Source organism: Brevibacillus sp. GCM10020057, from assembly GCF_042683565.1.
GTDB lineage: Bacteria > Bacillota > Bacilli > Brevibacillales > Brevibacillaceae > Brevibacillus.
In genome coordinates, this window is the sequence record NZ_JBHUJW010000043.1 from 247420 (window position 1) to 260884 (window position 13465).

The 13465-nt window shown below is 56.0% G+C and carries 13 protein-coding genes; 10 read left to right on the forward strand and 3 right to left on the reverse strand.

Annotated features, from left to right (window positions below; genetic code table 11):
- Positions 1–73 precede the first annotated feature (73 nt).
- Positions 74–1498 (forward strand): aspartate ammonia-lyase, encoded by a 1425-nt coding sequence (aspA, locus tag ACFSO0_RS14840; protein WP_376881547.1) that lies wholly within the window; start codon positions 74–76, stop codon positions 1496–1498.
- A 61-nt stretch (positions 1499–1559) separates the two neighbouring features.
- Here the strand turns inward: aspA and pdaA are convergent, their stop codons facing one another.
- Positions 1560–2366: a delta-lactam-biosynthetic de-N-acetylase gene (gene pdaA / locus ACFSO0_RS14845; RefSeq protein WP_376881548.1), complete on the reverse strand. Its 807-nt coding sequence runs from the start codon at positions 2364–2366 to the stop codon at positions 1560–1562.
- Positions 2367–2610: 244 nt separating this feature from the next.
- On the opposite strand from pdaA, the gene ACFSO0_RS14850 reads away from it, so the two are divergent.
- From ACFSO0_RS14850 to ACFSO0_RS14860, 3 genes are all read left to right on the forward strand, one after another.
- Positions 2611–2802, forward strand: a complete 192-nt coding sequence (locus ACFSO0_RS14850) for a hypothetical protein (RefSeq protein ID WP_376881549.1) — start codon at positions 2611–2613, stop codon at positions 2800–2802.
- A gap of 195 nt (positions 2803–2997) precedes the next feature.
- Entirely contained in the window at positions 2998–4899 is a 1902-nt protein-coding gene (locus ACFSO0_RS14855) for a CotS family spore coat protein (RefSeq protein ID WP_376881550.1), read from the forward strand.
- A gap of 25 nt (positions 4900–4924) precedes the next feature.
- Complete coding sequence (locus ACFSO0_RS14860; protein ID WP_376881552.1) at positions 4925–6079, forward strand: glycosyltransferase family 4 protein; 1155 nt, start codon at positions 4925–4927, stop codon at positions 6077–6079.
- Positions 6080–6280: 201 nt separating this feature from the next.
- Here the strand turns inward: ACFSO0_RS14860 and ACFSO0_RS14865 are convergent, their stop codons facing one another.
- Positions 6281–6928, reverse strand: coding sequence for a hypothetical protein (locus ACFSO0_RS14865; RefSeq protein WP_376881553.1), 648 nt, complete (start codon positions 6926–6928; stop codon positions 6281–6283).
- A gap of 305 nt (positions 6929–7233) precedes the next feature.
- Here ACFSO0_RS14865 and ACFSO0_RS14870 point away from each other — a divergent pair, with 305 nt between their 5' ends.
- The 4 genes from ACFSO0_RS14870 to ACFSO0_RS14885 all read left to right on the forward strand — a co-directional run bounded on the left by ACFSO0_RS14870 (position 7234) and on the right by ACFSO0_RS14885 (position 11015).
- Positions 7234–8334 (forward strand): threonine aldolase family protein, encoded by a 1101-nt coding sequence (locus tag ACFSO0_RS14870; protein WP_376881554.1) that lies wholly within the window; start codon positions 7234–7236, stop codon positions 8332–8334.
- 154 nt (positions 8335–8488) lie between these two features.
- On the forward strand, positions 8489–9007 hold the full coding sequence (locus ACFSO0_RS14875) for a hypothetical protein (protein ID WP_376881556.1): 519 nt from the start codon (positions 8489–8491) through the stop codon (positions 9005–9007).
- Complete coding sequence (locus ACFSO0_RS14880) at positions 8997–10067, forward strand: phosphodiester glycosidase family protein (protein ID WP_376881557.1); 1071 nt, start codon at positions 8997–8999, stop codon at positions 10065–10067. Before ACFSO0_RS14875 ends, ACFSO0_RS14880 begins: the two co-directional genes overlap by 11 nt.
- A 93-nt stretch (positions 10068–10160) precedes the next feature.
- A complete protein-coding gene (locus ACFSO0_RS14885) occupies positions 10161–11015 on the forward strand; it encodes a M15 family metallopeptidase (RefSeq protein ID WP_376881558.1) in 855 nt (284 codons plus the stop codon).
- A gap of 168 nt (positions 11016–11183) precedes the next feature.
- Here ACFSO0_RS14885 and lepB read toward each other — a convergent pair whose 3' ends face one another.
- Positions 11184–11744 (reverse strand): signal peptidase I, encoded by a 561-nt coding sequence (gene lepB / locus ACFSO0_RS14890; protein WP_376881560.1) that lies wholly within the window; start codon positions 11742–11744, stop codon positions 11184–11186.
- A 278-nt stretch (positions 11745–12022) separates the two neighbouring features.
- On the opposite strand from lepB, the gene ACFSO0_RS14895 reads away from it, so the two are divergent.
- Both ACFSO0_RS14895 and ACFSO0_RS14900 read left to right on the forward strand, forming a co-directional pair.
- Positions 12023–12190: a DUF4025 domain-containing protein gene (locus tag ACFSO0_RS14895; RefSeq protein ID WP_376881561.1), complete on the forward strand. Its 168-nt coding sequence runs from the start codon at positions 12023–12025 to the stop codon at positions 12188–12190.
- A gap of 151 nt (positions 12191–12341) precedes the next feature.
- Entirely contained in the window at positions 12342–13457 is a 1116-nt protein-coding gene (locus ACFSO0_RS14900) for an aminopeptidase (RefSeq protein WP_376881562.1), read from the forward strand.
- The last annotated feature ends 8 nt before the right edge of the window (positions 13458–13465 follow it).

A 13465-nucleotide genomic window follows, 5' to 3' on the forward strand; every position in this document is an offset into this window, starting at 1 on the left:
TTCACGCAGGCAAATCTGTGATAGAATGTGAAGGAGCATTACCTACTAATTGCAGAAAGCTGGTCGAAAAGGAATGGGAGAACAAACATATCGAATTGAGAAGGATTTTCTCGGTGAAAAGGAAATTCCTGCAAACGCCTACTACGGCGTCCAAACTATGCGTGCCATGGAAAACTTTCCGATCACCGGTTACCGCCTCCACTCGTCTTTGATCGTCGCGATGGCGATGGTGAAAAAGGCAGCGGCAATTGCCAACATGGAAGTATCCCGGCTCAATCCGCGCCTGGGCAACGCCATCGTTGCAGCAGCACAAGAGATCATCGACGGAAAATGGCATGATCAGTTCATCGTTGACCCGATCCAGGGCGGGGCGGGCACGTCGATTAACATGAATGCCAATGAAGTGATTGCCAATCGCGGGTTGGAAATTTTGGGCGAGAAAAAGGGAGACTACTTCCACCTCAGCCCCAACACCCATGTAAATATGTCCCAGTCTACCAATGACGCGTTCCCGACTGCGATCCACATCGCGACGCTGGATTTGCTGGAAAAACTGCTGAAGACGATGGAGAACATGCACGATGTCTTCGGGCAAAAAGCGCAGGAATTTGACGATGTCATCAAAATGGGGCGGACCCATCTGCAGGATGCGGTTCCGATCCGCCTCGGACAAGAGTTTGAAGCCTACCGCCGCGTGCTGGAGCGCGACATCAAGCGGATCAAGCAATCCCGCCAGCACCTGTACGAAGTGAACATGGGGGCGACGGCCGTCGGTACCGGCCTGAACGCCGATCCGCGCTACATCACGGCGGTCGTGAAGCAGCTGGCAGAGATCACGGGCTTCCCGCTGGTTGGAGCGGACCACCTCGTCGATGCGACGCAAAATACGGATGCGTACACCGAAGTATCCGCCGCATTGAAAGTGTGCATGATGAACATGTCCAAAATCGCCAACGACCTGCGTCTGATGGCATCCGGTCCGCGCGCAGGGCTTGGGGAAATTTCCTTGCCTGCCCGCCAGCCTGGTTCCTCGATCATGCCGGGGAAAGTCAATCCGGTCATGGCAGAGGTCATCAACCAGGTGGCCTTCCAGGTCATCGGCAACGACCACACGATCTGCCTCGCTTCCGAAGCCGGACAGCTGGAGCTGAACGTGATGGAGCCTGTGCTCGTGTTCAACCTGCTGCAATCGATCAGCATCATGGACAATGCGTTCCGCGCCTTTACCCAGTATTGCCTGTCCGGCATCGAAGCGAACCGCGAGCGCATGAAAGAGTACGTCGAGAAAAGCGTCGGCGTCATCACAGCGGTAAACCCGCATCTGGGCTATGAAACAGCGGCACGGATTGCCCGCGAAGCGATTTTGACCGGCAAATCCGTACGCGAGCTGTGCCTGCAATACAATGTGCTCACCGAAGAAGAACTGGACCTGATTCTCGATCCGTTTGAAATGACTCACCCTGGCATCGCTGGGGCATCCTTGCTCGACCGCGAGTAAAGGGCCCTTGCGAAAAACTCCCGCTGCGTTAACGCGTGCACGGCGGGAGTTTTTCTTTGGATCAACGCGGCGGGAGCTGGTCCAGCGACTTGAATTCATAGCCTTGCTTGCGCGCGTCGTCGATGATTGCGCCAAGGGCATCGGCGTTGTCCCTGGAGACAGAATGAAGCAGGATGACGGCACCCGGGTGCAATTGCCCCATGACGTTGTCGTAGGCGTATTTCCAGCCGCGCTGCACCTTCGTGTCCCAGTCCTTGTAGGCGAGTGACCAGAACACGTTGGTGTAGCCCAGCTCTTTGGATACCGCCAGCGTCCGGTCGCTGAAAATGCCGCGCGGCGGGCGCAAGTAGCGCATTTCCTTTTGACCCGTAATCTCGGCCACGGCCGCCTGTACTTTCGTCAGCTCTTCCTTCACTTTTTCATTGGGGATGGCGGTCATGTCGGGATGGCTCCAGGAGTGATTTCCGATGAGGTGCCCTTCACTGACCATTCGTTTCAGCAGTTCAGGCTGATCCTTTACATAATGTCCGGTGACGAAGAAAATCGCCGGCACTTTGCGCGCACGGAGCGTGTCGAGAATGGCAGCCGTGTAGCCGTTTTCGTACCCGTTGTCGAAAGTCAGATACAGCTCTTTTTTCGTCGTGTCGCCCAAAAAGACTGCCCCGTGGCGCTCAACAATGTTTTTGAAGCCTTCCTCGTTGATGGAGGGGAGCTGTCCATTCTTGCTTTTTTTGAAGCCGAAGTGATACGGATGGTCGGAGACAGCGTCTGCAGCAATAAGGGGAGATGTTAGCAGCAACAGGAGGCTGATCCCCAGCAGCTTCCACAGGGAGAAACGCGCGGGCAGCCTTGCAACCAGCTGGTGCATGAGCAAACTTCACTTCCTTCCCGATGGTGAAAGGTGACAGGCTTCGATGAAAGTTTGTCCAGTCTCCTGCCATTTATGTAACGGTTCCCGCCCCGGCGAAGGGCGAAAGATGGGTGTAAAAAGTGGAACAGGTGAGACAAATGCACATACCGCCATTCGCCTCCTGTCATATAGTATTGGGAAGTCAACGGTAAAATCGCTGACGACCTGCTAGTGATACCATTCTACCGGGGAGGTGCGTGGCATGGGAGGAAAATGGCTGAAGTATTTGCGCGATACGGTCGGCGATGATGAAGGGATCGAAGAAGTGGAAGTCAAGCTTGAGTACAGGGACGGAACCAAGAAAAAGTGGATTTTCGTCGGGGACAATGAGCCCGTTTTGGAAGACGGGGAAGACGAAGCAGAGGATGAGGATGAAGAGGAAGAAGACCAGTAACAGGCGCTGCGCTTGACTGGCTCGAACAGGTGCGTCCGTGGACGCATCTTTTTTCTTTTTCCACCCCTGTCCGGGGACAGAAGGCTTTTATTTGGCAGTCAGCCATGGATATTTGTCCGTTTCGTGTTCCAAAATGGCCGAATAGTTTATTTAAGAAGTCGTACGAAATCACCATATGTACTGCGGGGGGATGGAATGGAACAGTATCTGATTACACCGTGGGATACCCGGACTGGTTCTGAGCCGGTTCCTGTGGACTGGGATTTGACAGTGCCTCCTGAGGTAGACATGATCGCGGAACAGGTCATGAAGCAGTACGACATGACAGTGACTTCCCGTACCCTGATTACTTCCAAGCCAGACAAAGGCGGCGCCATCTGGCGAATCGAGACCAACAAGGGGCCGCGCAGCTTGAAACTGTTGCATCGCAATCCCGAACGCAGCTTGTTCAGCGTGGGGTTGCAAGATTATGTGGTGCGGCAAGGTGCCCGCGTTCCGGCGTTGATTCCGGCAAAGGACGGCAAGCTTTTTGTGGAGATGGGCGGCAAGCTGTGGATCGTCACGGACTGGATCTCCCTCACGCCGGCGACCAAGGTGGATTTGACCGGCGCCCAGGAATTGTGTTACGGACTGGGTGAATTCCACAGGCATACGAAGGGGTATGTTCCCCCCATTGGCGCCAAAAACTCGTCTCGCTTGTATCGCTGGCCGAATTATTACCAAAAGGTTGCCAAAAAGATCGGTTGGATGAGAGAAATGGCCAAAGCCTATCGAGATACGGTCGCCAGTCCGGCGATACTGGCTGTGGTCGACCAGTATGAACGGCAAGCGATGGAGGCGCTGGAGCGGTTGAAAGCGTCCGCCTATCCGCGCATGGCAGCGATGGGGGAACCGTACTGGGGGCTGGCCCACCAGGACTACGGCTGGTCGAACGGGCAAAATGGCCCGGGCGGATTGTGGGTCATCGACCTTGACGGTGTTTCGTATGACCTGCCGTTCCGCGATTTGCGCAAGCTGATTACCAGCACCATGGACGACATGGGCGTGTGGGATTTGCAGTGGATGCGCGGGATGATCGACGCCTACCATCAGGCCAACCCGCTGGATGCCGAATCTTATGAGGTCCTGCTGATTGACATGGCGGTACCGAACGAATTTTACAAGCATTTGAAGGAAATGTTCTTCGATCCGCTCACGTTCCTGAATGCGGAAGCAGAGGCGATCCTGCAGCGCGTCGTAGCGGCGGATCAGACCAAAGCGCAGGCATTGGCAGAGCTGGCTGCTGAGAAAGGCAAGTACAAGGCAGGCAATTACGAGCAGCCGATCGCTGCTACAGCTCCGCAGCGCGTTCCCTCCGAGCCGAATACCTGGGATCAAAGGAGCTGGGCACTGCAGCCGCAGCAGCAGCAGCCGCAGCCGCAGCAGCTGGCAGAAGCCGTCGCCGATCCTGCTCCGGTCGAAAAAACGGCCTCCTTCAAGGTCGCGAAGAAGACGAAACAGACCGCCAAAAAGGAAGCTGCAAGCGACACGAAAGCAAAATCCGAGTCCAAAGCAAAATCCGGCAGCAAAGCAGCGCCGTCCAGCGATCAGCCGCGCCAAAATATTCCTGCCGAAACGGTCGATGCCAAAGATTCTTCGTCCGCAGCAAAACAGGCTGCGCCAGGCAGGGTATATACCTCGAATATCATCGAACTGATTCCGAATGGCTCTGGCGGCGTCAAATCCGGCCAGCGCAGCAGAAGAATCCGCGTGAAGAAAAAGGCAAGCGTCGGTGCCAACAGAGGCAAGAAGAAAACGGTTGTGTCTGCGAAGCCGAAAGGGCAGGAGCTGAAGAAAAAGAATGCCGCAACGTCGGGCAAGGCGAAGGCTGGAGCGAAACCAAAAGCCAAAGCAAAAGAAAATACAGTCAAAACGGCAAAAAAGACGGCAAACTCCGCCAACCGGGCTTCTGCTTCAGCCAATAAAACGAAAAACGCGGCTCAGTCGAAAAAAAGTCATTCCTACACGAAAGTGCCAGCACCTGGCAAAAAAATGAACAAACAGGCTGGCAGCAAACTGAAGGTGAAAAAAGGGGTAAAGACCAAGGAAGTGCGTTGAGCCGTACGAGGAAAGGAGAATTCGGATGAAGGTAGTCATGATCTGTACGGAAAAATTGCCCGTCCCTCCCGTCCGCGGCGGCGCCATTCAAACCTATATTGCAGGCATCGTCGATTTTCTCGGTCAGCATCACGATCTGACTGTGCTGGGAACGACAGACCCTTCCCTCCCGATGGATGAAAGGGTCCGCAATGTGCGCTATGTGAGAGTGGACGGACAAGGTGTGTTTGAGACGTACGCCGAACAAGTCGTGCAGTTTCTGCGCACTCAATCGTACGATGTCGTCCATGTATTCAACCGTCCGAGATTGGTGCCGCTCATCCGCGAGGTGCTGCCGAATGCGCGCATCATCTTGAGCATGCACAACGATATGTTTGACCAGGGGAAAATCAGTCCCGAGGTTGCCGTCAAAACGATCGCCGAGACGGAGCGGATCATTACGATCAGCAACTACGTGGGGCAGGTGATTCAGTCTCTCTATCCCGAAGCGGCAGGGAAGCTGCGGACGATCTACTCGGGCGTCGACCTGCAGAAATTCGTCCCGTGGGAGATGTCGCAAAGAGCACAACAAGCCCGGCAGGAGCTTAGATCCATGTATAATCTGGGCAACAGGCAGGTCATCCTGTTCGTCGGCAGGCTGACCCCCAAGAAAGGCGCGGACATTCTGGTCAGGGCGATGAACGACCTGCATGAGCGGTATTCCAACATCGCGCTGGTGCTCGTAGGCGGCTCGTGGTACGGCGTCGATAAAATCAGTGACTATGTAGCATACGTCCGTGCCTTGGCCGATCGTTCGCCCATTCCTGTCATTACGACGGGCTTTGTGAACGCAGAGCAGATCCATCAATGGTTTTGTGCGGGAGACATTTTCGTCTGTCCGTCGCAATGGGAGGAGCCTTTGGCCAGAGTGCACTACGAGGCAATGGCAGCAGGCCTTCCTTTTGTGACGACCAAACGGGGAGGCAATGCGGAGGTTATCATCGGGGACAACGGCCTTCTCGTGGAAGAACCGGAAAATCCGCAGTGTTTTGCCACCCAGCTGGGCAAGCTGCTCGCCAGCAAAGATCTCCAGAGGCGGATGGGCAGCGCAGGACGGAAGCTCGCCGAGGAGAGGTTTACGTGGGAACGGGTGGCGCGGGAAGTCCTGGACGTATGGAACAATCGCGCGCCCCAACTTTAACTGTACAGAGACGATAGCCCGCAAAAGCGGGCAGATGCTTCATGTCTTGTCTGGCTCCACGCAGCGAGGCATTTTCTTTTCGGGACAAAAACGGACAAGCAGCCGTGGGAGGGCTTGTCCACGATGCGTACGGCTGCCGGTCGTTCCTGGCAGGGGGCGGCATGCCAGCAGATGCTGCCCGCTCCCCACGCCAAGAGAGGATTAACCGGACGCAAGCTGCTTGGCGTCCGATTCTTCGGCTTCTCCGCCCCAATGCAAAGAGATGGTCTCCTGCCGCTGGGCATCGCCCAAAGCTGTCTTTGCAGCGGGCTGAACGCTTCGGATCAGAGCAACGATCTGATTGAGCGGGATGAGGATGCGAAACGCTTCCTGACCTTGAGCAGGACAACCTTTGAGCTCGACGATTCCTTCCTCGACGCGCACGACGCTGCCGGTGCGGAAACGCCTGCTGCCCTCTCCCCCCCCTTCCGCTGCGAGCAGCAGCTCGACGGTCTGGTTTTCCCGCATGCATTTGCCAAGCTCCCGGCGCAGTCCCTTCATGCTGATCTCATTTGCTCCTTCCTCCGCTTCGACCTCGACCTGCACGATGGGAGCCGGGATGACGATGGGCTCGGGGGCCTGAACGTTAACTGCCGGGGCTTCGACCTGGACTGCAGGCGACGTAACCGTGACCTGCGGCGTCGGCGTCGTGACGTGGACTTTCGGGGCGCGCACATGGACGCGCAGAGGAGCGCGCGCACTCCTGGCCGCCTTCGTATGCGTGCCTCCTTTCGCACGACTGACAGTCCGCCGCCTTGCCTTGGCAGCGGATAGACGCGCTTTTTTTCTGGCCGCCTTCGACTTTCTCATAAGCAGACACCTCCCATAAGACATGGTTTATTATATTCAATGCAGGGGTGGCGGTTATGGACAAATACCCCGCCCGGAAAAAAGGGGCAAGATCGCCTGCTTTTCGCAGCTATTGAACGAAAATTCCCGCAAACAGCAGCGCGACTAATCGCCCGCAAATTGCGCTTTTGTACAGGTGCGAATTGTCCGAAAGGTGTATAGTCATAAGGGAAGGGGTGTACGGGCCGCTCTCCGCAGCAGCGGAAGGAGGGTAGCCGCATAAAAACCGCCGCATAAAACGGCGAAAGACAGGAAGGGGAAAAACGATGAACGCAGCACAGCTTCTGGCAGAAGCCTACAAAAAGAGCAGCTATCAAGTACCCGGGCACGGCCCGCGCCAGATTCAGGTTTTGCAGCAAGCGCTGGCAGAGCTGGAAGGGACCGTGGAGAGCGACTTGTACGGGAAGGGAGCCGTCATCGAAGATTTCGAGAACAAGCTGGCGGCCTATTTGGGAAAAGAAAAGGCCGTCTTCTTTCCGAGCGGCACGATGGCCCAGCAGATTGCCCTGCGCATCTGGTGTGACCGCAAGTCGTTGAAAAAGGTAGCGTACCACCCGCTTTGCCACCTGGAGATTCACGAGGAGGACGGGTTGAAAGTGCTGCACCAGATCGAGCCGATCCTGCTCGCGGACAAGACCCGGTTGATCCGGCTGGAGGACGTGCAGCGCATGGATACCGAAGTCGCCTGCCTGCTGCTGGAGCTGCCGCAGCGGGAGATCGGCGGCGAACTGCCAGAATTTGACGAGCTGGTTGCGATCTCCCGTTACTGCCGGGAGAGGGGGGTCAAGCTGCAGCTCGACGGTGCCCGCCTGTTCGAGGTGCTGCCGTACTACCAGAAGTCAGCCGCAGAGGTGTGCGCGCTGTTTGACAGCGTATACGTCTCCTTCTACAAAGGAATCGGGGGACTGGCAGGCGCGATCCTCGCAGGAGACGAAGATTTCGCGAAGGAAGCGACCGTGTGGAAGCGCAGGCACGGCGGCGACCTGATCAGCCTGTACCCGTACATTCTCAGTGCGGATTACTACTTCGAGCGCAGGAAGGATCGGTTCCCGGTCTATTTTGAACAGGCGAGGGGGCTGGCGAGCCTCTATAACGGCTGCAGCGGGGTGAAAACCCGACCCGCCGTGCCTGTGTCGAACATGTTTCACGTTCATCTCGCCTTCCCGAAAGAACAGCTGGAGCCCGTATTTACGTCCGTTTACGAGGAGACGGGTGTCGGCCTCACGCATGCCATCCGCGCCGTTGATGAACAGAGCAGCTACTATGAAGTGAGCGTCGGCGACAATTACGGCAAAATCCCGAAAGCCGCCCTGCAGCAAGCGTTTCGCACGCTGGATGAGAAGTTGCAGCGACTCGCCAGCCGTTGAAGCCATATCCAATCGTCGAACTTCCTCGGGTTAACCGCAGGGAGTTTTTCATTTGTTGGCAATTTTTCACAACATTTCGCAAAAGACCAGTCGAAAAATGTTCTATGATATAATAAAAACTCACTCTTTGTCACAGAAAGGAGGGGGCTAGCCGATGAGCGACAAATATTTTCCCGCTCAATCGACCCCATCGTCCACGCTGCAGCTCCCCGCAAAGGGAGGGCAAGGGGGAAGGCGCAAGCGCAGCGGGTTGTTTCGCGGATTGTTCCGGGCATTCGCACCTGCCCGGTCGGAAGGCAAAAAATCCCCGTGGCCGCTGATCTTGACGACCGTCGTCTGGGCAGGACTCGCCTACGCGGGATACGTCTTTGCTGTCCATACGCTGGACAAGCAGCAGCAATACGTCAATCAGCGCTTTGAACAGGTGCAGGAAGAAAACCGGAAGCAAATGCTCGCCCTGGGTGAACAGCTGACACAAGTACATGAGGAAATGAAGACCGTACAAGACGGCTTGGCGAATTTGGAAGAAGATTTGCAATTGACTGGAGAGTCGATCGGCGGAACCAACAAGACGAAGGAGGCCCTTCAGAATCGGATTGACCAGTTGAACAAGCAGCTCGTCGATCTGAAGGCTTCGTTGAAAAAACTGGAGGACGCAGCTCGTGCTTGGTAACGTGAACCGGTTTTTTGCATTTCTCCTCGCGCCGGCGCTCGGCTTTTTGGTGGCTGTATCTTCCGCCGATCCCATGGACAAGCTCCAGTTGGAGGCATTGCAGCTTCCGGTTCAGGAGACCCGCGCGCAGGCGAATGCGCTGCGCGATAAACTGGATGAGACGAAAGAGAAAATCAGCGATGCGCAAGAGCTGATTGCCGACATCCGCGACAAGTCGGAAAAGGAAAAGCAGGAGTTCGAGAAGCAAAACGAGCATATCGGCAACCTGCTGGCGGCGAGTAAATCGCAGACGCAGAAATCGGCAGACGTGCTGGACACGATCCTCTCCAACATGCTGGGGAATCCGATCGGCCAATCGTTCGGGAAAAATTCCACCGTCAAGGTCTACTCGCTGGAGGAAGCCGGGTATCGCGGCTACATGGCAAAGGTTCGCCTGAATGATCCGAAAGCGTTGAAAATGGTGCTGGCGAACGATTCGGTGAGAAGCAAGGGCGAGACGACGAGCCATGCGGGCAGGCGCAAGGGCGCCGTCCTGGCGATTAACGCGGGCGGTTTCATGACGGACAAAAGCGGGTACGTCACTCCGCTCGGGATCACGGTCGTGGACGGTAAAATCCGCACGTTCTCCAGCAACTCGAAACTTAGCTTCGTCGGCTTCAACAGCAAGGGCCATCTCGTCGGGACGAAGATCACGACGCAGCAGCAAATTTCGCAGCAAGGCATCCTGCAAGGCGCCAGCTTCCTGCCGCGGCTGCTGCAGGACGGCAAGCGGCTGGCAATTCCCCGGGAGTGGGCCAACGCCCGCCAGCCGCGGACGCTGATCGGCCACTTCGACAACGGCGATCTGCTCTTGATCGTCATCGACGGTCGACGCCAGGGCTGGAGCAACGGCGTCACGCTGGAAGAAGCGCAGAGAAAGCTGCAAGAGTTCCACGTGGTCGATGCGTACAACCTGGACGGCGGCGGTTCCAGCGCGTTTTATTACAACGGGAAGCTGTTGAACAAGCCTTCGGGCGGCAAGGAACGCCCGGTTGTCAGCAACCTGATTATCATGCCGTAACAGGAAAGCGTGACAATCTGTCCTTTTATTCTGCCTGGCTCCATGGTAAGGTAGAGCAGAACGTATGTGTCTGTGAAATCAGGAGGGCAGGTCATGAATCATAATCGCACTACCGGTCTGACTATCGTCGCACTATTGTCAGCAGCACTTCTGGGCGGATGTGAAGCACCTTCGCTAACAAGTTTGCTGTCGCCAAGCAAGTCGGAGGCTTCCGCAGCCCCTGCAGGGGAAACGGCAGCCGGGCAAGCAGAGGCCAGCGGGCAACAACCGCAGGGAGGCGTTGAGGCCTCCGCCGTGAAAAAGAAGCAGCCTTCCTTGGGGGAGACCATACAGATGGTGGACGGCGTCCCGACCGTTACCAACCCGACGGAACTGACCGTGGTAGTAAACAAGGAGCGGGCGCTGCCGGCAGACTACATCCCGCCCGACCTCGTAGAGCCGAACGTGCCGTTTCCTTTCGACGAAAAGGCCGAGAAACGCCAGATGCGGGCAGAGGCTGCCGGGGCGCTCGAGAAGCTGTTCGCCGCAGCCAAGGCGGAGGGGATCGAGCTGTATGCCGTCTCGGGCTACCGCTCGTATCGCACGCAAAAGTCGCTGTTTGATACGTACGTGAAGACCCAGGGAGCGGAGCACGCAGCCATGTACAGCGCGGTGCCCGGAAAGAGCGAGCATCAGACGGGACTGGCGATGGACGTTTCGGGGGCGGACGCCGAGACGAGACTGGAAGAATCCTTCGCGGCCACGCCGGAGGGAAGATGGATTGCGGCCAACTGCGCGAAGTTCGGGTTTATCATCCGCTATATCAAGGGGAAGGAAGACGTGACCGGCTATGCTTACGAGCCGTGGCATTTGCGCTACGTAGGCAAGGACGTCGCAGAAGAGATCATGAGCCGCGGCATTACCCTGGAAGATTACTTTCAGGATGCGGCGTCTGCGCAAAAGCAATAGCAAGGCAAGCGAACCGACTGCACAACAAAAGCCGCTCTTCGTGGGCGGCTTTTGTTGTGCATGATGAAGAATTGTATCCGTTGAGAAAGCGCGGCATCGCCTGTGTCCGAAGGCTGACCTGGCCTATTGGCGCAGCCAGGTTGCCTGACTTGTTGCGGCTGGAGTCTGTTAGTGCGGGAGGCGAATGCCGGAGAGCGGCCAGTAGACCACTTCAGCCCGTCCTACCACATGATCCAGCTTTACCGGGCCGATGACGCGGCTATCCATGCTGTTGTTGCGGTTGTCTCCCATGACAAACACGCTGTCTGCCGGTACGGTCACCGGGCCGAAATCTTCCGTCAAGGTGACGCCCGCAGCGGCTGCCTTTTGTTTGTTGCTGGCGAGGTAATCTTCCTTCAGCGGCTGTCCGTTGACGTATAGCTGGTCATCCTTGGCTTCCACAGTGTCGCCGGCGACAGCAACGACGCGCTTGATCCAGTTGTCCCCGCTCGCATCCGGGTGGATGATGACGATGTCGCCTGGCTGCGGTTTTTTGACATAGTAGATGGCTTTGTTGACAATGACACGTTCGCGGTCATGCAAGGTGCTTTCCATGGAGCGACCCTGGACGACGTAAGGTGCCATGACAAATACGTAAATAAATACGGTCAAACCGCCAATCAGCAAGAACGATTTCAACCAGTCAAACAATTCGACTTTCCATTTCGTCGCGCTATTCGTTTGTTCCATCGATCTGATCTCCTATGTATGTGGTTTTCGGGAGGGTGCCTGTCCAAAAAGTCCAACCTGCCCTTTCATTATACATTCATTACGATTGAAAGCGGAAGAAGATTCACGGAAAAAGCTGGGAAGTGTGCTGCCGGGCAGGGGGCAGCGAGGCTGTCGCGATTTAACGCCTGAACCTGACAACGCGAAACGATCAAGAAAAGCTTTGTTCGCAGACGGGTAATCTGGGAGATTCTGGTATACACTAAGCCGGTATCATACAAAAAGGAGGGCGGTACCTGATGGAACAACGCCAGCGTGAGGAAACGGGCGCACTCCATCCGACCGCAGCAGCGGCAGACGAGACGAACGGCTCTCTCGACAGCATGGATGGACTGGCGACGACGCAGGAACAGATCAGCGATATGTACAAGGCGGGAACCATCGAGGAACGCGGAAGCACGAGATAGGGAGAGATTCCGGTGAATAGCGAGAGCCAGCCTTGCGGAGAAGCAGGCTGGTCTCTCGTACTCATTTAATAAAATATATTTTATTGACTTGTATCTGTTTATCGTTAAAAATAAAGTGGGAATCTGAAAATGAGCAAAGGGCGTGAGATGGATGAAAGACCCTCGTTTAGAACAATTGGCGTATAATCTCGTGAATTATTCCGTTTGCGTACAGCCTGGCGAAAACATCCTGATTAATGTCAAAGGAGAGACGCCTGACCTGGTAGCCGCGCTCGTTCGGGAAATCTACAAAGCAAAAGGCAATCCATTTGTGCAGCTGGTCAACCCTGCGATCAGCCGTGAATTGGCGATGCAATGCAACGAGGAGCAGCTCGCCGTCATGGCCGAGCACGAAGTGAAGCTGATGGAGAAAATGGATGGATACATAGGCATTCGCGCAGGCAGCAACATCAACGAAATGGCAGATGTGCCCGGCGAAAAGCTGGGGATGTACTCCCGCCTGTATGAGCTGCCGGTGATGAACGTCCGCGTCCCGCACACCAAATGGGTCGTGCTGCGCTATCCGAACCCGTCGATGGCCCAACTCGCCAACATGTCCACGGCAGCGTTTGAAGAGTTTTACTTCCAGGTGTGCAATCTGGATTATGCGAAGATGGACAAAGCGATGGACAGCCTCGTCGAACTGATGAATCGCACGGACCAGGTGCGGATCGTCGGGCCGGGCACAGACCTGACTTTCTCCATCAAGGACATTCCGGCTGTCAAGTGCGCCGGACTGCGCAATATCCCGGACGGAGAAGTGTACACCGCGCCTGTGAGAGACTCGGTGAACGGAACGATCACGCACAATGCGCCGACGCCTTACCACGGCTTCGTCTTTGAAAATGTCCAATTGACCTTCGAGAACGGAAAAATCGTCAAGGCCACTGCCAATGACACGAAGCGAATCAACGAAATTCTCGATACGGACGAAGGCGCGCGCTACATCGGCGAATTTGCCATTGGCGTGAACCCGTATATCCGCAACCCGATGAAAGACATCCTGTTTGACGAAAAGATCGACGGCAGCTTCCATTTCACCCCTGGCCAATGCTACGATGAAGCCTACAATGGCAACAAATCCTCCGTGCACTGGGACATGGTGTCCATCCAGCGTCCGGAATGGGGCGGAGGAGAGATCTGGTTTGACGGCGTGCTGATTCGCAAGGACGGACTCTTCGTCATTCCGGAGCTGGAATGTCTCAATCCGGAGCAGCTGAAAGGGTAACGGCCCCC